13 protein-coding genes and 1 pseudogene are annotated in these 21553 nt (G+C 71.2%); 7 read left to right on the forward strand and 7 right to left on the reverse strand.

Annotated elements, in window-relative coordinates:
- Window positions 1-5 precede the first annotated feature (5 nt).
- The 5 genes from ACFQSB_RS23575 to ACFQSB_RS23595 all read left to right on the forward strand — a co-directional run bounded on the left by ACFQSB_RS23575 (window position 6) and on the right by ACFQSB_RS23595 (window position 7663).
- Window positions 6-1886, forward strand: a complete 1881-nt coding sequence (locus ACFQSB_RS23575) for a non-ribosomal peptide synthetase (protein WP_380829116.1) — start codon at window positions 6-8, stop codon at window positions 1884-1886.
- Between the two features lies 1 nt (window position 1887).
- Entirely contained in the window at window positions 1888-4455 is a 2568-nt protein-coding gene (locus tag ACFQSB_RS23580; RefSeq protein ID WP_380829118.1) for a condensation domain-containing protein, read from the forward strand.
- Window positions 4452-5231, forward strand: coding sequence for a cysteate racemase (gene cuyB, locus ACFQSB_RS23585; RefSeq protein WP_380829120.1), 780 nt, complete (start codon window positions 4452-4454; stop codon window positions 5229-5231). Before ACFQSB_RS23580 ends, cuyB begins: the two co-directional genes overlap by 4 nt.
- A 185-nt stretch (window positions 5232-5416) precedes the next feature.
- A complete protein-coding gene (locus ACFQSB_RS23590) occupies window positions 5417-6187 on the forward strand; it encodes a thioesterase II family protein (RefSeq protein WP_380829122.1) in 771 nt (256 codons plus the stop codon).
- Window positions 6188-6436: 249 nt separating this feature from the next.
- Window positions 6437-7663 carry an acyltransferase family protein gene (locus tag ACFQSB_RS23595; RefSeq protein WP_354851718.1) on the forward strand — a complete coding sequence of 409 codons (1227 nt, stop codon included), beginning with the start codon at window positions 6437-6439 and terminating at the stop codon, window positions 7661-7663.
- A 163-nt stretch (window positions 7664-7826) separates the two neighbouring features.
- On the opposite strand, the gene ACFQSB_RS23600 is transcribed toward ACFQSB_RS23595, so the two are convergent.
- The 5 genes and pseudogenes from ACFQSB_RS23600 to ACFQSB_RS23620 all read right to left on the reverse strand — a co-directional run bounded on the left by ACFQSB_RS23600 (window position 7827) and on the right by ACFQSB_RS23620 (window position 13524).
- Window positions 7827-10139, reverse strand: coding sequence for an FG-GAP-like repeat-containing protein (locus ACFQSB_RS23600; protein ID WP_380829124.1), 2313 nt, complete (start codon window positions 10137-10139; stop codon window positions 7827-7829).
- 400 nt (window positions 10140-10539) lie between these two features.
- Window positions 10540-10614: pseudogene (locus ACFQSB_RS23605) on the reverse strand (WD40 repeat domain-containing protein); the annotation flags it as partial.
- Between the two features lie 657 nt (window positions 10615-11271).
- Complete coding sequence (locus ACFQSB_RS23610; RefSeq protein ID WP_380829126.1) at window positions 11272-11874, reverse strand: hypothetical protein; 603 nt, start codon at window positions 11872-11874, stop codon at window positions 11272-11274.
- 376 nt (window positions 11875-12250) lie between these two features.
- Entirely contained in the window at window positions 12251-12766 is a 516-nt protein-coding gene (locus tag ACFQSB_RS23615; RefSeq protein ID WP_380829128.1) for an NUDIX hydrolase, read from the reverse strand.
- 197 nt (window positions 12767-12963) lie between these two features.
- Window positions 12964-13524 (reverse strand): dihydrofolate reductase family protein, encoded by a 561-nt coding sequence (locus ACFQSB_RS23620; protein ID WP_380829130.1) that lies wholly within the window; start codon window positions 13522-13524, stop codon window positions 12964-12966.
- 526 nt (window positions 13525-14050) lie between these two features.
- On the opposite strand from ACFQSB_RS23620, the gene ACFQSB_RS23625 reads away from it, so the two are divergent.
- On the forward strand, window positions 14051-15580 hold the full coding sequence (locus ACFQSB_RS23625) for a carboxylesterase/lipase family protein (protein WP_380829131.1): 1530 nt from the start codon (window positions 14051-14053) through the stop codon (window positions 15578-15580).
- 177 nt (window positions 15581-15757) lie between these two features.
- A complete protein-coding gene (locus tag ACFQSB_RS23630) occupies window positions 15758-16336 on the forward strand; it encodes a TOPRIM nucleotidyl transferase/hydrolase domain-containing protein (RefSeq protein WP_380829132.1) in 579 nt (192 codons plus the stop codon).
- A gap of 134 nt (window positions 16337-16470) precedes the next feature.
- Here the strand turns inward: ACFQSB_RS23630 and ACFQSB_RS23635 are convergent, their stop codons facing one another.
- Both ACFQSB_RS23635 and ACFQSB_RS23640 read right to left on the reverse strand, forming a co-directional pair.
- Complete coding sequence (locus tag ACFQSB_RS23635; RefSeq protein ID WP_380829134.1) at window positions 16471-20097, reverse strand: NACHT and WD repeat domain-containing protein; 3627 nt, start codon at window positions 20095-20097, stop codon at window positions 16471-16473.
- Between the two features lie 845 nt (window positions 20098-20942).
- Window positions 20943-21553: sensor histidine kinase (locus ACFQSB_RS23640; RefSeq protein ID WP_380829136.1), on the reverse strand; the 611-nt coding region annotated here is incomplete at its 5' end.

Here is a 21553-nt window from a genome sequence, read left to right on the forward strand (position 1 = left end):
GCAGGATGGCCTTCGAAGCGATCCACTCGCTCGTAGGACGCGCGATCGAGCGGTTCCCCGACCAGGTGGCCGTCGAGTCCCCGCAGGGGCGACTGACGTACGCGGAGCTCTCGGCCCGGGCGGACGGCCTGGCCGGCGCCCTGCGGGCGGCGGGAGCAGGCCCCGGGTCGCTCGTCCCCGTCCTCGCCGAGGACCGCCGGGAGATCATCGCGGCGCTGCTCGGCATCCTCCGCATCGGAGGGGTGTTCGTCCCGCTGGACGCCGCCGCCCCGCGCGTGCGCCTCACCCAGATGGTCGAGGACACCGCGCCCGGCTTCGCCGTCGTCGGGACGGGCGCCGAGGCGCTGGCCGACGCCGTGCTCACCGACGCGGCGCCCGGCGCCGTGCGGGTCGCGGCGGCGCGGATCGGCGAGGCGGGAGCGGCGGTGACGCCGCACGAGCCCGGGCCCGACGACCCTTGCTACGTGTTCTTCACCTCCGGCTCCACCGGGCGTCCCAAGGGCATCGTCGGCCGGCTGTCCGGCATCGACCACTTCGTCCGCTGGGAGACCGAACTGCTGGGCGTCGGGCCGGGGTGGCGGGTCAGCCACCTGACCTCGCCGGCGTTCGACGCCATGCTGCGCGACGTGTTCGTCCCGCTCACCACCGGCGGCACCGTCTGCGTCCCTCCGCAGGACACGCTGCTCGACCCCGCCGCGCTGACCCGCTGGATCGACGAGCAGCGCGTCGACCTGGTGCACTGCGTGCCCTCGCTGCTGCGCGGGGTCATCCGCGAGGCCGCCGCCGGCGAGTACGAGCTGGCGTCGCTGCGCTGCGTCGCGATGTCGGGGGAGAAGCTCCCGCCCGCCGACGCCGCGCGGCTGTTCGGCCGTTTCGGCTCGCGGATCAAGCTGCTCAACCTGTACGGGCCGACCGAGACGACGATGACCAAGACCTACCACTTCGTCACCCCGGCCGACGCCGAGCGCCCCTCGATCCCGATCGGCCGGCCGATCCCGGGCGCCGAGGTGCTGCTGCTGAACGGCATGGGGCAGCCCGCCGCGCCGGGCAGCGTCGGCGAGATCTACCTGCGCACCGCCTACCGCTCGCTCGGCTACCACGGGCAGCCCGAGGCGACCGCCAAGGCGTTCGTCACCAACCCGCTCACCGGCGACCCCGGCGACGTGGTGTACCGGACCGGCGACTACGGCCGGCTGCTGCCCGAGGGCTTCTACGAGTTCCTCGGCAGGAAGGACCACCAGGTCAAGATCGGCGGGGTCCGGGTCGAGCTGGGCGGCGTCGAGAGCGTCCTGCGCGAGCACCCGGCCGTGGCCGACGCCGCCGTGGTGGCCGCCGAGGAGGAGGGCGGCGTCCCCTACCTGTGCGCGTTCGTCGAGCTGACCGGCGCCGCCGAGCCGCAGGAACTGCGCGACCACGTGCGCGGCCGGCTGCCCGACAGCGCCGTCCCCGCCGTCCTGGTGCCGCTGGCCGAGCTGCCGCGCACGCTCAGCGGCAAGATCGACCGCAAGGCGCTGCCCACGCCGGTGCTGCGCCGCGAGCTTCCCGGCGAGGACCACCTCCCGCCGCGCACCCCCACCGAGCAGGCCGTCGCGCGGGTCTGGCAGAGCATCCTGCCCGTCGACGACCTCGACGTCCGCGAGAGCGTCTTCGAGGTCGGCGGCAGCTCCCTGGTGGTGTTCGAGCTGCTGTCCCGGCTCGGCACCGAGTTCGGCGTCGAGGTCCCGCTGCAGGAGTTCCTCGCCTCGCCGACCATCGAGTCGCTGGCCGCGCTCATCGAGAACGCCATCCTGGGCCGCGACGCGCCGCTCGACGACCTGTTCGTCTCACTGACCGACATCGGCGCGCAGGGCACCCACGAGGTGCTCGTGAGCGAGAGCGGGAGCTGACATGGCCGGATCGATCCGATGGACGGCGCCGCACCTCAGGCCCACCGTCACCGAGACGCCGTCGGACCAGGACACGCCGCCCGCCGCGGCGGAGCTCGGCCCCGAACAGGCCCGGCTGCTGGAGCGGGAGGTCGAGACGGCGATCATGCGGCAGGACGGCGTCGCCGACTGCGCGGTGGTGTTCCAGGGCGTCGGGGACGACGCCGGTGAGCGCCTGTGCGTGCGCTGCGGCATCACCGGCCGCTACCCCGGCATCGTCTTCGACGGCGACGGCGTGTGCAACCTGTGCGGCATGTACGCCGGCAACCGTGAGCGCATCCACGCCTACTTCGGCGAGCCCGGGGACATGGTGCGCCACATCAAGGAGCGCTCGCGGGCGCGCGGCTCGGACTACGACTGCCTGCTGCTGTTCAGCGGCGGCAAGGACAGCACCTACGTCCTGCACCAGCTCGTCGACCTCGGCCTGCGCGTCATGACCTTCACCTTCGACAACGGCTTCATCTCCAAGACGGCGCTGAACAACGTCGAGGAGATCACCGCCGAGCTGGGCATCGAGCACCTTACGATGACCCGCGCCGACCAGAACAAGATCTTCCTGCAGAGCCTGGAGCAGCACAAGAGCGTGTGCAACGGCTGCTTCCGCTCGCTGCTCGACCTCAGCACCGAACTGGCCCACGAGCGCGGCATCCCCACCATCGTCACCGGCCTCTCACGCGGGCAGATCATCGACGAGCGGCTGTCGTGGTTCTACCAGCAGGGCGTGTTCGACCCCGCCGAGATCGAGCCGAAGCTCGCCATCGGCCGCCGGATCTACCACCAGACCGGCAGCGCCATCGCCACGGCGGCGGTCGACTCGGTCGAGGTCGTCGACTACTTCCGCTACTCCGACGTCACCAAGACCGGCATCCGCGAGTTCCTCCAGCGGCGCTCGTCCTTCTGGTCCCAGCCCCAGGACACCGGGTTCTGCAGCTCCAACTGCATGATCAACGACGTGGGCGTCTACGTGCACAACCAGGAGCGCGGCTACCACAACTACGAGGCCCCCACCCGGTGGGAGGTGCGCGTCGGCCACCTGGAGATCGCCGAGGCCGACGAGGAGCTGCGCGCCCCGGTCAACACCGCCCGGGTCAAGCGCATGCTCGCCAAGATCGGATACGCCGACCCGGCCGACCGCGACCGGCTGGGCAGCCGGCTGGTCGCCTACTACGTCCCCCGCGGCCCGATCGACGGCGACGAGCTGCGCGCCTCGGTGGCGGGCGCCCTGCCCGACATCCTGGTGCCCGAGCAGTGGGTGGCCGTGGAGGAGATCCCGCGCGCCGCCGGGGTCGTCCAGCGCGAGGCGCTCGCCGCGCCGCGGCCCACCCGGTTCGGCACCGACATCGGCGAGGAGCCCGAGCCGCCCAAGCCGGTGCTCGCCGGCGACCTTACCGTGCCGCTGACGCCGGTCCAGCGCGACTACCTCGAACGGCACTCCGCCGACGTCGAACGGCGGGGCCGCGCGCTGCTGCTGGAGCTGCCCGGCCGGCCGGACGCCGCCCGCGTCCGCAAGGTGGTCCTGCAACTGCTGCTGCAGCACGACGCGCTGCGCACCCGCCTGCTCGACCGCGACGGCGAGCGCCGCCAGCGCGACGGCGGCGTCGGCGCGGCGCTGCCAGTGCTCGGACTGGACCTGTCCAGGCTGGAGGAGGCCGCCGAGCCGGGGCTGCTGCGCGCCGCCGTCGACCGGATGCGCGCCCGGCTCAGCCTCACCGACGGACCGGTGCTGCAGATCGCCCTCGCCGACCGCGGCTCCCGCCCGTCCTGGCTGCTGCTGGTCGTCCACGAACTGGTCGCCGACACCCCGTCGTGGCGGCTCATCCTGGACGACCTGTGCACCGCCTGGGCCCAGACGGAGGCCGGGACGCCGGTCGAGCTGCCCCCGGCCGCGTCCTTCCTGGGCGCCGCCGCCACCATGCCCGAAGGCGCGCCCGCCGCGGTGCCCGCCGGGTGGACGGCCAGCGCCGGCGACTGCATCCTGCCCGGATGCTCGGCCGACGCCGCCGGCACCCCGACCCGCACCCGCGTCGTCGCCCCCGACCTGGCGGGCGACGGCACCCCGGACGCCGCCAGGGTGCTGTCGGCCATCGCCACCGTGCTGACCGAGTGGATCGGCGGTGAGTTCATCACCATCGACGTGCAGGACCACACCGCCGGCGGCGACCGCGACCTCGGCGTGCGCCAGGTCGGCCCGCTGACGGCCGTGACCAAGGCGATCGTCTCCTTCGACGGGCCCTGCGGCATCGCGCCGCGCACCAGCCCCGCCGCCCGCATCAGGTACGACCACTTCGGCGACCTGTCCCGGCTGCTCCCCGCCGGCGCGCCCTTCCGGCTCGCCACGCGGGATGAGGCCGACTACACCGTCGCGCCCACCACCCGCCCGTACGTGCTGTCGGTGAACGCCGCCGTCGAGGACGGCCGGCTGCGCCTGGACTGGTGGTGCGGCCCGAAGCTGCACGGTCTGCTGCGCGAGGCCGACATCCCGCGGCGCGTGGCCGAGCTGCTGTCGCGCGCCGGCACCGAGGTCACATGAGGACCGGCGCGCGGGACGGCGAGGGCGTGGGCACCCGGGTGCCGCGCCCGCCGCGCCCGCTGCCCCCACTGCGGCCGACCCTCGGCATCCTCGGCGGGATGGGTCCGCTGGCGACCGCCGAGTTCCTGCGCCTGCTCGCCGCCCGGGTCCCCGGGACGACCGACCAGGAGCACCCGAGGATCGTGATGCTGTCCGACCCGTCCATCCCCGACCGGACGGCGGCGGTGCTCGCGGGCAGCGACGCCCCGCTGCCGCCCATCAGGGACGGTCTGGCCAGGCTGGCGGAATGGGGGGCCGACCTGCTGGCCGTCCCCTGCAACACCGCGCACGTCTACCTCGACCGGCTCGCCGAGACGCTCCCGGCGCCGGTCGTGCACATCGTGGACGCCACGCTGGAGGAGGCCGCGCGGCGCAGCCCACAGGGCGGTTGGCTGGCCGCCACCACCGGAACCGTCGCCGGCGGCCTGTACCAGCGGCGCGCCGAGGCGCTCGGGTACCGCCTGCTGCTGCCCGGCAGCGGCACGCAGGAGGCCATCCACCACACCGCCACGCTGGTCAAGGCCGGGCGGTCCCACCAGGCCGGGGCGCTGCTCGGCACGGTGGCCCGCGGCCTGTGGCACCGGGAGAGACTCCCGGTGCTGGCCGCCTGCACCGAGCTGCCCCTGGCCTACGCGGCGGCCTCCCTGCCTCCGGACATGATGATCTCCAGTCTGGACGCGCTCGCCTCCGCCTGCGTGAGCCGCATGTACCACCCGGCGGGCGTGGCCAGGCGATGAGCGCGGGCACCCGACGGGAGGACGGCCGTTGAGCGCGGGCTTTCGACGCGGAACGGCCGATGAGCGCCGGCATTCGATGCGACGAGGGCCGATGAGCGCGGACGACCGATGCGACGACGGCCGATGAGCGCGGGGATCCGACGCGCACGGCCGATGATTGCGGACCACCGATGGGAGGACGGCCGATGAGCGTCCGGCAGCAGGCGCGGCGCGCCGAGGCGGGGACGTGGACCGCCGCCCTGCGGGCCGCCAGGGGCGAGCCCGAGGGTCGCGTCGTGGTGTTCCCGCACGCCGGGGCCGGGCCCAACGCCCTGATGCCCCTGCTCGCGGCCCTCCCCGACACCTACGACGTGCTCGGGGTCACCCTGCCCGGCAGGGAGCGGCGCTTCAGCGAGAGCTACGACAGGACGCCGGAGGACCCCGGAGCCGTGGTGGACGGCGTCCTGGCCGAACTGACCGGCCTGCCGTCCTGCGCGACCGTGTACTTCGGCCACAGCATGGGGGTCTCCGTCGCGGTCGCCGTGGCGCTGGCCGACCCGGGCGCGTGCGCCAGGCTCGTGCTGAGCGCCCACCCGCCGGCCGGGGTGAAGTTCGAGCGGGAGGCGGCGTGGAACGACGCCGTCCTGCTCGAGGTCGTCAGGCTGGGCGGCGGCACCCCGCAGGAGATCATGGACAGCCCCTTCTGGCGCACGTACGTGCTCGGCCTGCTGCGCTCCGACCTCACCCTCGCGGCCCGCCTCGTGCGGCGCAACCTCGACGGCCGGATCACCATGCCGCTCACCGTGCTCGGCGGCGACCGGGACGAACTGGTCAGCGTGCGCGAGCTGGTGGCCTGGCAGGACCGCGCGGAGGCGGGAGCGCGCATGCGCGTCTTCCCCGGCGGCCACTTCTACCTGCTCGACGAGCCCAACCGGCGCGCCGTGGCCGCCGAGATCACCGGCGCCTTCTCGGCCTGACCCGCCGGCCCCCTCATCACCGCGGCGGGCGGCCGTCCCGCGCGGCGCGAGCATGGGCGTGAAAGGCGCGCGGAAATAGGGTGCGGCGAAATTGCGCAATTGGTGAGATGCGCCGGGGAACCGCCGGAACGAAGCTGGTGGCGTCGACCAATTCGTAAGGAGCACTCTATGGTCGTGTCAGAGAAGGCGGGAAACCCCGCTGGAGCGGCCCCCAGCGCGGCGCGCCGGTATTTCCCGCATCTTGAGGGAATGCGAGGGCTCGCGGCCCTTGGGGTGCTCGTTCTCCACGTCGCTTTCAGCGCGGGCCAGATGCGGTGGAACGAGGCCCCCGGCCTGGAGGAGACCGGGAACGGCGTCTTCAGCGTCCTGCTCAACCAGCTTCAGGTGAGCCTGCCGATTTTCTTCACATTGTCGGGCATGCTGCTTTATCGCCCCTTCGCTCTGGCCACCATCGCCGGCACCCCGACGCCCCGGGTGAAGCCCTATCTGTGGCGCCGCGCGCTGCGATGCCTTCCGGCCTACTGGGTGCTGATCGCGGTCGTCCTGGTGACGCTCAACCGGGACAACATCCATGGGGTCTGGGACGTCGTGCGGCCGTTCCTGCTGCTGCAGATCTACCAGGAGAACGCCTGGGTCCTCGGCGGTGAGCAGACCTGGAGCCTCGCGACCGAGATCGCGTTCTACTTCGCCCTGCCGGTGATCGCCTGGATCCTGCACAAGATCGCGCGCAGGGCCGCCACCCCGGCGGCGCGGGTGCGCCGCATCCTGATCTCGCTGTCGCTGATCATCCCGATCAGCATCGCCTGGACCGCCTGGACGCACCTGCCGTCCTTCGGCGCCTGGCCCATCGAGGGCAACTGGCCCCCCGGGTGGATCGACTTCATCGCCACCGGCATGATGCTCGCCACCCTGTCGGCCGCCGCCCAGGTGTCGATGGACCACGTGCCCGGCGCCTACCGCGCCGCCTACAGGTGGCCGCTGCTCTGCTGGGCCGGCGCGCTCGTCGCCTACCTGATCGCCTGCGTCTCGCCGTTCGGCGACCCGGCCAGCGCCAACTACCCCGGCCTCGGCCAGGGCGTCCTCGAGCACGTCATGTACCTGATCTTCGGCTTCCTCGCCGTGACCCCGCTGACCCTGCCGCACCTGCGGTCGCGGTTCATCGAGGCCGTGGTGACCAACAAGGTGATGCTGTTCCTCGGCCGCATCTCCTACGGCGTCTACCTGTGGCACATCGCGATCATCTACTTCTGGCACGGCAACCTGTTCCGCGCCGGGAACTTCGGGGTGCTGCTGCTGGTCACCCTGGTCGGCAGCGTGGCCTGTGCCACGGTCAGCTTCTACCTCATCGAGAAGCCGGCCATGAAGCTCCGCGAACGCCTCGGCAAGGCCCCCAAGGAGCCCAGCGTCGTCACCCTCGTCCCCGAGACGCCGGCGGCCGCCGCCCCGGAGGAGCAGGTTCCCGCCCCCGTCCGGTAAGGCGCCTCTGCCTCCCCGACCTGCGCCGGCTCCCGGCCGCGGCCCGCACAGCGGCGACCGGGAGCCACCGTCGTCCGTCATGACCTTTGATCGGGCGGTCGCCGGTGGGCGACCGCGCCGTTGCGGGAGTGGCGCAGGACGGGCCGCCGGCCGGTCGGCGCCGCTACCACTCTCCCGGGACGGGACTGGTCGGGCGCTGGTTGATCCAGACCCTGATCTGGCCCAGCTCCCCGAACACGAGGTAGTCGTCCTGGTGGTCGCCGTTGAGGTCGTGGAGACGCACCTGTGCGCGGGTGGCGCCGACGCCCGGGATGACGGTCCCTTGCCAGATCCATCCCCGGCCGCCGAGGTCGTTGAGCCAGGCCCGGATCGTGCCGTCGTCCTGGACGACCAGGTAGTCGGCCCGGCGGTCGCCGTTGATGTCCTGCAGGCGCACCATGTCACGGGTCGCGCCGACGCCGGAGGCGATCTCGCCCTTCCACGTCCATCCCTCGCCGGCTGCGGCGCCGTTGTTGTACCAGGCGCGGACCTGGCCCTGGTCCTGGACGACCAGGTAGTCGTCCAGGCCGTCGCCGTTCATGTCGGCGAAGCGGATCTGGTCGCGGGGGTAGCCGACGCCGGTGGCGATCTCGCCCTTCCACGTCCATCCCTTGCCGGCGGCCGCGCCGTTGTTCAGCCACGCCCGGACCTGGCCCTGGTCCTGGACGACCAGGTAGTCGTCCAGGCCGTCGCCGTTCATGTCGGCGAAGCGGATCTGGTCGCGGGGGTAGCCGACGCCGGTGGCGATCTCGCCCTTCCACGTCCACCCCTTGCCGGCGGCCGCGCCGTTGTTCAGCCACGCCCGGACCTGGCCCTCGTCCTGGACGACCAGGTAGTCCTCCAGCCCGTCGCCGTCCATGTCCGCGAGCCGCACGTGGTCACTGGGCGCGCCCACACCCGAAGCGGCCTCGCCGATCGGGTTCCAGCCGGGGGAGGCCGGCTCCGGGCCTGAGTTCTCCGGAGGGCCGCCGGGGGCTGGTCCGCACGACCAGGGGCCGCCCGGCACCGGGTCGGCGATGACCCGGTCGTCGATGGCCAGCCTGATCGCCCGGTGGAAGGCCTCGGCCATCTTGCGGTAGCCGTTCGCGTTGGGATGGAGTGAGTCGTTCATGTCCGCCGAGGTGACGGCGCCCATGCCGACCAGCCGGACCCGTCTGCCCTCGGCCGCGAGGGTGGTGACCGTGGCCGCCAGCCGGGAGTTGTAGGCCCTGATCCGGGAGTTGATCGTCCCGTCGAGTGACGGCACCAGCGTGGCCACCAGGACGACGGTCGTCCGGGAGACGTTGGTGATCTCGCGGATCAGCCGGGCGAGCCGGGCCGGCGCCGCGCCGACGTCGAAGTTCTGCGACATGTCGTTGGTCCCCAGGTGCAGGGTGACGACGTTGGGCAGGTAGCTCAGGATGGCACACTCGGTCACCGCGTCGACCTGGTCGATCCGCCAGCCGTGATGGCCTTCGTGGTCGGTGTCGGAGATGGAGCCCGCCCCGTCGTCCAGGGAGCCGACGTAGTCCACGCCGTGCCCGTCTTTCTGCAACCGCTGCAGCAGTCCCAGGCGGTAGCCGACCCCGCCGGGGGACCCGCCGACGCCCCTGGTGATCGAGTCGCCCATCGGCATGATCCTCAGGTTCGCCGGGGGCAACTGACCGAGCCGGTCGAGCTCACGTTGCAGGGCCGGCGGGACTTCCCGTCCGACCTGGGGCATGAAGCCGCGGAACCATTCGGCCGCCGCCCTGACACCCGCGGTCGCCCAGGATCCCAGCCAGGCGACGGCCTTCGAGATCGCCTCGCTGATCGCCGTGAAGATCGCCTCGGAGTTCGCCTTGGAGAACTGCGTCACGAACTCGATGAAGGCGCCGGCGAGCGCGCCGATGATCGCGGCGGCGATGACCGTTCCCCAGAATTGGGGGGTGGACATGTCCTCGCCGTTGAGTTTCGCGGCGACGAACCGTCCGGTGACGGCGGTGGTGGCTCCCGCCAGTGATTTGCACACGTACGGGTTGGCCGTCGCCATGAAGCAGCCGAGCAGCGTCAACGCCCCGGCGGCGGTGCTCGCCGCGATGATGATGATCCAGTTCACGAAGGACGAGGCCGACGCGCTGATGTCATCTTTTGAGATGACGATGCGAAAGCCGGTGTCGGTGATCTGAAGGGTCCCCGGGATGTCCGCGGGGACCTCGGGCAGCGGCCCCGGGACCTGGCCGCCGGCCGCGCCCTCACTCATCAGGTCGTCGAAGATCTCGTCCAGCATCGAGGTCTCGTAGAGCGAGGAGTAGGCCCGCTCGGCGGCCGCCCGGTCGAAATCGGGCACCGCGAAGTCGAGCACCAGATCGGTCGCCGGCGCCGCGGACGCCGCCCGCGCCCCCGTCGTGACCTCGCCCACGATCAGTGCGGCGACCACCGCCAGCACGATCCAGAACCGCCGCTTGGAGGCGGTCATCCCTCGGACACGGCGATGCGCCGGCCCACCCATCACCCAGATTGTGCCGGTACCAGACATGTCCCTCGCTGTCGGTCGAGGACGGACACCCCCTGCGGGTGTCTCGCATCACCTGAACACGCGGGCAAGCGTGGCACGCACCCCATGGCGGGCAATGAACTCCGCGTTGCGAGGTGACGAACTTCCGTGCACCAGGGCACCCACGGAGGAGGCCGTCGCATTCCATCCCGGCACTCGTTTCCGCCCCACGACCCTCAGGCCGTTCCGGCCCGCCCCCATGACCGTCAGGCCGTTCCGGTTCGTCCGCCGCGCCTGGCGGGAGGGCCACCGTGGTGACCCCGTCGGCATGGGCGGCCAGGGAGGCGCCGATGGGGGCGCTCGTCGCGGTGTCCCACAGACGCACAGTGCCGTCCTTGCCGCTGGTGGCCAGAGTCCGTCCGTCAGGGCTGAAGGCGAGCGAGATGATCGCGTTGGCGTGGGCGGTGAAAGGGGCGCCGTGAACGCCTCGGCAAGGCCCCCAGGGAACCCAGCGTCGTCACCCTCGTCCCAGAGCCGGCCGCCGGGCCGGTCCCTGAGAAACCGGTGCCCGCCGCCTCCCACCCGCTGACGAACAGCCGGAACAACCCGGCCACAAGCGATTCCCGCCCGCGCGCCCACCGACCTGCGGCCGGGAGCCGCAGCCGTCCCTCAACCGCAGTCGGCATCACGGCGTCGTCGAGCCGGTCTGGCGAGAAGGCGGCAGCGGGCGACCAGATCGTCTACCTCGTTGAGAACGGGCGCTGCGTCATTGCCATCACAGCAGGGCGGTTTGGTTCGTCGGCCGGGAGGCGGAGCCTGCAGTCCGCACAGTCTCCACAGTGCCGCGTATACATCGTGCGCCTTGTTGCGGTCATCGTGTGGACCTACCAACAACACCCAGGCTCGCCCAGGCTCTTCGAATGCGACTACAGCACGGATGGGGCCTCGCAGATGTTTGACGCATAGCCGGCTCACCGGGACCTCTCCGGTAAGCCTGTATCCCAAGGCTGCGCAACCTCGAGATTCAAGGTCGTCCACGAAAGCGCCAAGCGCTGCGAGGTCGGCTCCTCTCAAGGTCCCAGCATATTTCTCCGCCAGGTATGAGAAAAATACCTCAGTCTTCATCTGCAAGGTGTTCAGGCTCCGTCGAGTGCAACGTCGATCTGACTTCCCGCCACGGCCGGCCCTGTCCCAGCCGCATCTGGTCAAGACTTTCGGCCAGTTCGTCGCTTTCCAGGAACTCTTCATCTTGGAGACGGTTCCAGACGGCGTCGAGGAGATGCCGCGAGCGGCCCGCCTTGCGAAGGTCATGGACCAGAGTCGCCACGGCGTACAAGCGTTCTGCCTCCAGCATCAGGCGAGGCTTGTCCTGTGCGGTGGTGAGCACTCCCTGCTTGGCCCATGCGCGGACGGTCTTCGAATCCAACTTGAGGATCTTCGATGCGGTTGTCACGCGTACCGGCTCAGCATGAGAGAGCAGATCCGAGACCACCTCCCTCACCTTGTCGCGGGTGTCTGCCTCATGGGTACTGGAAGCCACCTGATCCAGCTTCTTGGCTTGATCGAACAAGGTGAGTGCAGCACGTTCCTCGGCGTCTTTCCTGCCAGAGGCATGTCCGGTGGCGGGCCCATGGTGGCGCTCCGTCGAAGCAGCGGCGCGATGTTGATGCTCTCTCGTGCCGCTCTGCGGCGACTTGCGAGGCTTCACGACAGTCATCGATGGCTCCCTCGTCTTCCCGATGCCACTCCCCTTTTATACCGCGAAAATCGGGAGTCAAGCGATCTCGCTGCCGTCGTCGCCGGTGAAGCGGGTGAGGCCACAGCAGTCGCGGACGACGGAACGCCGTCAGATCGACACGTATGCACAGTAGAGACTCCGCCGCCCGCCGGACCGGCCATGTTCGGAAGCGGCCGTCATCCTCCTCGGTTCCTTCCCGCACCCCTGATCGAAGGGGGCGTGCGGCGGGGAGCCCGGTGAACCTCAGGTAGGGCCATACGACAACCCGGGGTTTGGTCATGTGAGTGCTGGTCGGTGTGTCGCCGGGGCCGGCCGGTGCGCGGTCGTGGTGGGGGATCCGCGGCGTGGTCGCGGGTCACGGCCAGATCTCCGGTGGTTCTTCGATCGTCTCGCCGTCGAGAAAGCGGGTCAGCAGGCGGGGAAGTGCGCGGGGATAGAACTGGTCGGGGCTGGCCACCACCTCGGCGATCGGCCACCAGCGGAAGTCGAAGTAGTCCTCTTTCTCGTAGTCCAGCCGGTCGCGGTCGTCGATGTCGGGCCCCGGCCCGGCCAGGCGGACCTCGACGACGACCTCGTGCTGAAGATGGCGGACGTCGCGGTGGCGGAACGAGCCGTCGCGGGTCCAGGTCGGCGCTCCGATCTGGTCATCGCCGATCGTGATGCCCGTCTCCTCGCGCAGCTCGCGCCGGGCGGCCTGGCGGTAGTCCTCACCGGGGTCGAGGCCGCCACCGGGCAGTTCCCACCACTGACCGAGTTCTGGGGCGGTGATCTCGTGGGTGTGGAACAGCAGGATCCGGTCGAGATCGTCACGCACGACCAGCCGCACGACGTCCCGTTCCACGATCGGCAGATCGCGAGGCAGTCGGTCCATCGAGTGTCGCCTCCTCTGTTCGTTCTCGGCATCTCCGTGAGCATGGAGACGATCACCGTATGCGGGACGGCTGTGAGACGCGTGCCGGAAGCCGATTCGCGACTCACTCGGAACACTCGGACATGAGAGGACGATCGCCGCAGGTCCCGTACACCGACGGACCGCGTCCGCGCGAGCCGTCCCGGCTTCTAGCACGTCTAGACGCGGTCGTACCGCATCACCACGACCTGGGAGTCGCAGGTGCGCGAGTCGGTCAGTCGCAGGCCGAGGCGTTCGTCGCGGGGGACGAACAGTGGCCGGCCGCCGCCCAGCACGACCGGGTGCACCGCGATGTGGTACTCGTCGATCAGCCCGTGGTCGGTGAGCGCGGCGGCCAGGCCGGAGCCGCCCGTGAGCAGCAGGTCCGTGCCGTCCTGCCGCTTCAGCTCGGCGACCTGCGCGGCGAGGTCGTCGCCGATGATCCGGGCGGCCCAGTCGTCCTGCTTCAGCGTCGTCGAGAAGACGATCTTGGGCGTGTCGCGCCAGCGAGGGGCGAACTGCAGGACGTGCGGGTGGTCCGACATCGACTCGGCGTTCGGCCAGAAGGCCACCATGCCTTCCCAGACGCCGCGCCCGTACAGGAAGGTGTCGCAACGGTCGGCCAGTGCCTCGGAGTACGCCGACAGCTCCTCGCCCATCACCGGCCAGTCGAACTCGCCGTTCGGACCGTCGATGTGGCCGTCGATCGAGGTGTGCACCCAAAAGATGATCTTACGCATGTCCGGCTCCTGTTCTCGGGGGGCTTCGCCCTTCGCTTTCACAGGTGAGTCGGAGCCGTGGCGAGCTTCTCTACATCCGGCAGAAGAACTTCTTCCGCGCCCACGACCGCCAGGCCGTTCGGCGTCGTCCGCGCCTGCCCCCAGCGCGGTGACCACCTACCTTCACCGGGCGCGGCTTTCCACCCCGGGCCGCGCCTGGTGCGGTGACCGCGTACGTTCGCCGGGCGCTGCTCTCTACCCGGGTGACGTGCTGCGGTGATCGGCGCCGGGTCGGCGGGTCGTGGTACGGCGATGCCTGCGCCTGCTACGGCGCCCGAGCCGGTGAACGTCCGTGGACAGCGCACTGGGGAAGCCTTCACAGCCGACCACGGCGTCGCTCGTTCACGGCACTGGCCGCGTCGGTCGGCGGCACACCGGTCGAAAGGCCGCTTCTTCTCACCGGATGAGTCGTCGTGTAAATGGTTTGCCCGTCGATGGCGTGCGCTGGGATGCTCGGCGCGAGCAGGTACGGGGAGGAGACCGCGACGTGGCCGTCACCGCATCCAGCAAGCCGTCCGAGTCCGAGCCGGAGGTCCGCACGACGGCCGGCGTTCTCCGCGGCGCCCGGGAGGCGGGGTCGGCGGTCTTCCGCGGCATCCCGTTCGCCGAGCCGCCGGTCGGTGCCCTCCGGTTCGCCGCGCCGCGGCCGGTGCGCGGCTGGGACGGTGTGCGTCCGGCGGTCGCGTACGGCCCGCCGCCACCGCAGTCCGGCGTGCTCGGGGCGACTGAGGACGCCGCCGGCGACGACTGGCTGACGCTCAACGTCTGGACACCGGAACCGGGTCCGGCGGCAGCGCTGCCGGTGATGGTGTGGATCCCCGGCGGCGGTTACGCCATGGGCGACTCCAGCCTGCCGGAGTACGACGCCGGGCACCTGGCCGTGAGCGGCACCGTGGTCGTGACCCTCAACTACCGTCTCGGCATCGAGGGGTTCGCGCAGATCGGCGGAGCCCCGGCGAACCGGGGACTGCTCGACCAGGTCGCGGCCCTGCGGTGGGTGCGCGACAACATCCGAGGGTTCGGCGGCGATCCGGACCGGGTCACGGTCTTCGGGGAGTCGGCCGGTGGCGGGTCGGTCGCCGCGCTGCTCGCCATGCCGCTCGCCGCCGGGTTGTTCCACCGGGCGGTCGCGCAGAGCGTGCCGGGACCGTTCTTCTCTCCCGAACTGGCCGCCGACATCGCCGCCGCGTGCGCCGCCGAGCTGGGGGTGCCGCCCACGGTGTCCGGCCTGTCGGCGGTGGCCCCGGCCCGGCTGCCCGCCGCGGGCGACGCGATTCACGCCAAGATGGGCCAATGGCGGGAGCGCTGGGGGCAGATCACCCACCGGCCGATCCCGTACGCCCCCGTCGTCGACGGTGACGTCCTGCCGGTCACCCCTTGGCAGGCGCTGGCCGACGGCGCCGCCCGCGACATCGCGCTTCTCACCGGGCACACGCGGGACGAGCACCGGTTGTTCAGCCTGATCGACGGCGTGCTCGGCCAGGTCACGCACGAGCAGGCCGACACCGCGCTGCGCACGCTCGCCCCCGGCCCGGACGGCGCGCGCCGATACCGGGAGGCGTTTCCGGCCGCGTCCGACGAGGAGCTGTACGAGCTGGTCAACGCCGACTGGCTGTTCCGCATGCCGAGCCTCCGCCTCGCCGACGCGCAGGTCGCCGGCGGCGGTCAGGCCTACCTGTACGAACTGACCTGGCCCGCGCCGGGATGGGGCGGCGCCCTCGGCGCCTGCCACGGTCTGGACGTGCCGCTCGTCTTCGGCAACCTCGGCAGCGGACGACCCGCCACGCTTATCGGCGCCCCGCCCTCCTCGGAGGCGGAGGAGCTGTCCGCGCGGATGCGCGGGTCGTGGACGGCGTTCGCCGCACTCGGCGACCCGGGCTGGCCCGCGTACGACGCCGGCCGGCGCCTCGCGCAGATCTTCGACACGCCGTCGACGGTCACCGTCTACCCGGAAGAGGCCTCGCGGCTGCTGTGGCAGGACCACCCCTTCCCGGCGCTCCCGCTGCTCGCGCGGTGAGAGCGGCGCGCCGGTCGCGGACCGTGACCCGCGACCGATGGCCTTCCGGCGCATGGAACGACCGGTGACCTTCCGGCGCGTGAAACGGCAGGTGACCCTCCGGCGCGTGGAACGACCATTGGCCTTCCGGCGCGTGAACAAGGTGAACCTTCTGGGGCGCGGTGCGAGGCTGGGCCCGTGAGCGACACGCGAACGGTGGTCCTGGTCGAGGGAGTTAGTGACAGGTCGGCCATCGAGGCGCTGGCCGAGCGCCGCGGCCGGGACCTGGCGGCCGAAGGCATCTCGCTTGTGGCGATGGGCGGTGCCACGAACATCGGAACCTACCTTCGCAGGTTCGGCCCTGCCGGTCGCGACCTCCGGCTGGCCGGTCTGTGCGACGTCGGGGAGGAAGGCCACTTCCGGCGGGGTCTCGAGCGCGCCGGCCTCGGGTCCGATCTGGGCCGGAGCGATCTGGAGGCGCTCGGCTTCTTCGTGTGCGTCGCCGACCTGGAAGACGAGCTGATCCGCGCCCTGGGCACCGCCACGGTCGAACGCGTCGTCGACGCCCAGGGGGAACTCGGCTCGTTTCGCACACTGCAGAAGCAGCCCGCATGGCGCGAGGGCACGACCCACGCCCAGCTCCGCCGGTTCATGGGTTCGGGCGGCGGCCGCAAGATCCGTTACGCCGCCCCCCTCGTCGCGGCACTCGACCTCGACCGCGTGCCGCGACCACTGGACATGCTGCTCGCCCATCTGCCGGGCAGTCACACAAGGTGACCGCGTCATGAGACGACACGCCCCTACGTGAAGGCACGGACCTCGCGACCGAGACGCTCGAGCCTGTCGATGTGGGCGGTGCTACGGCCGTTCGCCGCTGTACAGGTGCACTCACGGCGTCGCTTGTTCGAGGGTCAGCGGCACACCGGTCGAAAGTCCACTTCCGACACGTATTGGGCCCATTCGGCGCCAGTGAAAGAGCGGGCGGGAATCGCGCAGACGGCTGCGAGCAGATCTTTGGGCATGCCCACTTCCCATAGTTGCGTTGTGTCGTCGTCACCGCTGGTGGCCAGGGTCTGCCCGTCAGGGCTGAAGGCGAGCGAGGCGATCCAGTGGGTGTGGCCGACGAGGGGGGCGCCGATGGGAGTGCTGGTCGCGGTGTCCCACAGGCGCACAGTGCCATCCACGCCGCTGGTGGCGAGGGTCTGTCCGTTGCGGCTGAAGGCGAGCGAGGTGACTTCGTCGGTGTGGCTGACGAGGGGGGCGCCGATGGGAGTGCGGGTGCTGACCTGCCACAGCCGAACCGTGCCGTCCTTGCTGCCGGTGGCCATGATCTGTCCATCGGAGCCGAAGGCGAGCGAGGTCACCTTGTCGGGGTGGCCGACGAGGGGGGCGCCGACGGGAGTGGGAGTGCGGGTGTTGACCTGCCACAGCCGAACCGTGCCGTCCTGGCCGATGCCGGCCAGGACCCGCCCATCAGGGCTCAGAAAGGACGAGGTATCCCATCCGCGGCTGCGGGCGAGCGGGGCATTGAGGGGTTCGCCTGTCCGGACATCCCACAATCGCGCACTGCTGTCGTCCGGGCCGCTGGTGACCAGGGTCTTTCCGTCGGAGCTGAAAGCGACCGAGGTGGTCGCGAAGAGACGCCCGGTCAGTGGTGCACCGATGGCTTCACCGGTTCGTGTATTCCACAATCGTGTTGTGCCATCGAAACCGCTGGTGGCCAGGGTCCGGCCGTCGGGACTGAAGGCGACCGAGGTGATCGCCCGGGTGTGGCCGGTGAGCGGTGCGCCGATGGGCGCCCGGCTCGCCGCGTCCCACAGCTGCACGGCGCCGTCACTGCCACCGATGGCCAGGATCCGTCCGTCCGGACTGAAGGCGACCGGGGTGCCCAAGCTGAAATGATCGGTGCGCGGAGTCCCGATGGAGCTGTGAAGTCTGATGTCCCACAACCGCACGGTGTTGTCCTCACTGGCGGTGGCCAGGGTGTGTCCGTCGGGGCTGAAGGTGAGCGAGGTGACCCGGTAGTTGTGGCCGGTGAGCGGCGCGCCGATGGGTGTGCGGCTCGCTGCGTCCCATAGCCGCACGGTGCCGTCACCGCCCCCAACGGCCAGGATCGTCGGCTCTTTGGGGCTGAAAGCGACGGAGAAATCGCCACGGGGGTGTCTGGGGAGGGAAAGCTTGATCGGTGTGCGCGTTCTGACCCGCCACAACCGCACCACGCCGTCCATGCCGCTGCCGGCCAGCATCTGGCTGTCGGGGCTGAAGGAGATGGCGGTGACGGCGTGTGCGTGGGCGGGGAGTGGGTCGCCGATGGGAGTGCGGGTCGCGGTGTTCCACAGCCGCATGGTGCCGTCGGAGCCACCGGTGGCCAGGGTCTTGCCGTCTGGGCTGTAGGAGATGGCGGTGACGGCGTGTGCGTGGGCGGGGAGTGGGTCGCCGATGGGAGTGCGGGTCGCGGTGTTCCACAGCCGCATGGTGCCGTCGAAACCGCCGGTGGCCAGGGTCTTGCCGTCTGGGCTGTAGGAGATGGCGGTGACGGCGTGTTCTTGAGCAGGGAGTGGGTCGCCGATGGGAGTGCGCGTCGCGGTGTTCCAGAGCCGCACGGTGCCGTCGTCGCCGATGGCCAGTGTCCGCCCGTCGGGGCTCAAGGCGGCCGAGGAGACCCAGCCCTTGTACCCAGGGATAGCCGTACCGATCAGTTTGCGGGTCCGGGTGTCCCATAATCGCGTCAGGCCGTCGCCAACGGTGGCCAGCATCCGTCCGTCAGGGCCGAAGGTCACCGCGGAGATAGGGCCGGAGGGGGCGGTGAGGACGGCGCGTTGCGGGCGGCTGAGGATGTTGAGCATGGCGGCGCGGGCTTCGGGGGTGTGGCTGATCCGCCAGGCCGTCGCCGCCAGCAGCGCGGGTAGTGCGGGGTCGCCGCCGGTGAGCAGTTCGCTTCGGGCGGCCAGCCGGCGCGACAGGGCCACATCGCGCTGGCCGCTGATATCCCGCTCGGCCTTGATCGCCAGGCCCGCCGCGGTCAACGCCACGACCAGCAACGCGGCCAGGGCGGTGGTCACGGTGCGGCGCAGCACCGTGGCGCGTTTGCGCGCGGTGACGGCGGCGTCCAGGAAATCCTCCGCGGTGCCGGGTGGGTCGGGGTAGCGGTCGGGGTGGGCCTGCCAGTGGAGCCGGGCGCGCAGGACGGAGGTCAGACGCTCGCCGTGGTAGAGAAACGACGCGCGACGCTGGTTGCGAGCCCAGTCCTCGGCGTCCTCCAGCAACCGGTGGTACAGGGCCTGGTCGGCCGGGTCCTGCTGGAGCCACCCTGCCAGCCGCGGCCAGGCGTGCAGTAGGGAGTCGTGGGTGATCTCCGCGGTCTGCTCGCCCACCACGATGAGCCGTTGCGCGGCGAACGCCTCCACCACCTGCTCGACATCGGCCGGATCGACGCCGTTCTGCCGTCCGTCCGTCCGTCCGGCACCGGCCGACGGAGGCTGGGGGAGGGGCTGACGCTGGTAGGGCATGGGCCGGCGGACGGTCCGGCCGTCGGCGGTGAGCTTGGTCAGCCGGTGGAACACCTGCCGGGCGATGGCCTGTTGACCGGCGGGCAGCGCGGTGTAGACGGTCTCGGCGCTGGTCTGGACGGCGTGGGCGACCCCGCCCGACAGGCCGTAGCTGCGGCTGGTCAGCTTGTCCGATTCACGGTGTTTCCAGGTGACCCGCATCGCCTCCGACAGCAACGGCAGCGCGCCCACCTCGTACCGGCCGTCGGCCGCGCGAGCCGGGAGATCACCCAGGATGGTGTCCACCAGCGCCGGAGATATCTTCACCCCTGCCTGTTCGGCCGGACCGGTCAGGGCCAGGCGCAACTCCGGTCCGCTCATCGGCCCGACCAGGAACAACCCGTCCCGCACCGCGTCGGCCAGCTGCGGGTAAGCCGCGCACTCGGCCAGGAAATCGCTGCGCACCACCACGATGACCAACGCGGCCGGCTCGCCGTCCGGCCCGCACGGCCGGGTCGCCGCCGCGTGCAGCGCCGCGATGAAGTCCGCCCGCTGCCCCTCGGCCCAGCCGGCACCGCCGGGCTCTGCGTCCTCCGACAGGGTGAAGACCCGCTCGAACGGGTCCACCACCAGCACCAGCCGATCACCACTGCTGGTGGCCGCACCACCGGCCGAGGCGCCGGGACGGGTGACCACCACATCACGCACCACGGTGTGCGCCTGCTGCGGCGCACTGCTCAGCATCTGCCGGATCGGGGCCGGGTCGGCGCCGGCCAATGCGGCCAGCACCCGCGCCAACTCATCGCGCGGGGTTGCGGTCGGATGCACCACCGCCACCGGCCACCCGGCCGACTCGGCACTCAGCTCCCCAGCAGCCAGCGCCGGTAACAATCCCGCGTGGACCAGCGAGGACTTGCCCGCCCCCGATGCCCCGGCCACCACCAGAATCCCCGGACGGTCCAGCCGATTGGCCAGCGCGTCGACCAACTGCGCGGTCAACCTCTCCCGGCCGAAGAACACCTGCGCCTGCGCCTGCTCGAACGCCGCCAACCCCGGATACGGACACCCCCCCGCCCACTGGTGGTCCTCCGCCTCGGCCGCCTCCCAGGCTCCGGCGGCCTCAGCGGTCGATTGCCTGGCCCCCGCGGCCTCACTGGCTCCGGCCGCGGTCGATTCCCTGTCCCCGGCGGCCTCAGCGGTCGATTCCCTGGCCCCGGCGGCTTCCCTGGTCCTGGTCGTCTCAGCGGCGGCCCCCTTCGCCCGGGCCGGTTCGACCGCCGCCGAATCAGGCGGAGACGACCGAGCCTCCCGCAACCACCGCCGCCACTGCTCCTCGTCGAGGAGACCCGCACTCACGTGCGCAGGCAGCGCCCGCCGGCCCCGGCAATGTTCCACGAGCACCCGGACCATCACCAAGAAGGCCGCCTCCGACTCCGGCAGATGGCGACCACGTTTCCAGTCGCTGATCCGCGGCCCGCTCACCGGCCGCCCCCGCCCCGCAGGCCGCCGCCGATTCACCTCACCCACCAGACTCTTCACCGGCAGATCAGCGGCCACGTCCAGCAGCTCGGCCAGCCGCGCCGCGAACAACCGCCTCGGAGTCGACTCCGCCGCCTCACCCATCTCCGCCCCCGCACATAGCCATCACCCTTCGATCCCTTCCGGTTCGGGAAGTCCGCAGCGCAGCACTCACCAGGGCGAACATCCCAATCAACACGTGACCGAGCCGCACGGACACAACACCTATGCGTTGATCAGTGCGACGACAACACCAAGCGATCTCCGCCTGGTGTTGTCGCGAGACCGTCGCCGGCGAGACGACGACGTGAGTGAATACGAGTCCTGGAGCAAGGATTAATCGATTCACGCGCACTGGTCTCCGGCCAGGACCACCCTCAGACGTTGACCTCCGATTTCAGCTGCTCGGCCTGCTGGGCGAGGCCCTGCGCGATGATGAGCATGGCCATGCCGAGAGCGAGCATGGAGATGATGGTGGGCCACTGGAGTGCCTCGGGCAGGTAGAGCGCCAGGAACCAGCTCTGCTCGTCAGCGCCGTAGATCTTGAAGGCCGCCGCCACCAGTCTCTGCGGGAACAGCGGCAACCAGCCCATCCCCCAGCAGAGCACCATCAGTGCGTACTTCCAGGCAGGCAGTCTGGTGCGGCGGGGGACCTGTCCGGCGAACGCGTGGGGGATGTCGACGGTGGCGATGGTCGGACCTCCCTCTGGGCTATGGATGGTCAGGACGCCGTCGAACGCGGCCACTCGCCGCTCGATGCCGCGCAGGCCGCTGCCGCGTGAAGGGTCGGCGCCGCCGTGGCCGTCGTCGGTGACGGTGATGCGCAGGGCGGGACCGCGCCGGCTGATGTCCACCGCGACGTGGCGCCCGCCGCCGTGCCTGCTGGCGTTGGTGAGCAGTTCGCTGACCACGAAGTAGACGGCGGACTCGACCGGGGCCTCGGGGCGGGCCGGCAGGTCGACGTTGACCGAGACCTTCAGCGGGCTGT

This window comes from Sphaerisporangium rhizosphaerae (assembly GCF_042665155.1).
Taxonomy (GTDB): domain Bacteria; phylum Actinomycetota; class Actinomycetes; order Streptosporangiales; family Streptosporangiaceae; genus Sphaerisporangium; species Sphaerisporangium rhizosphaerae.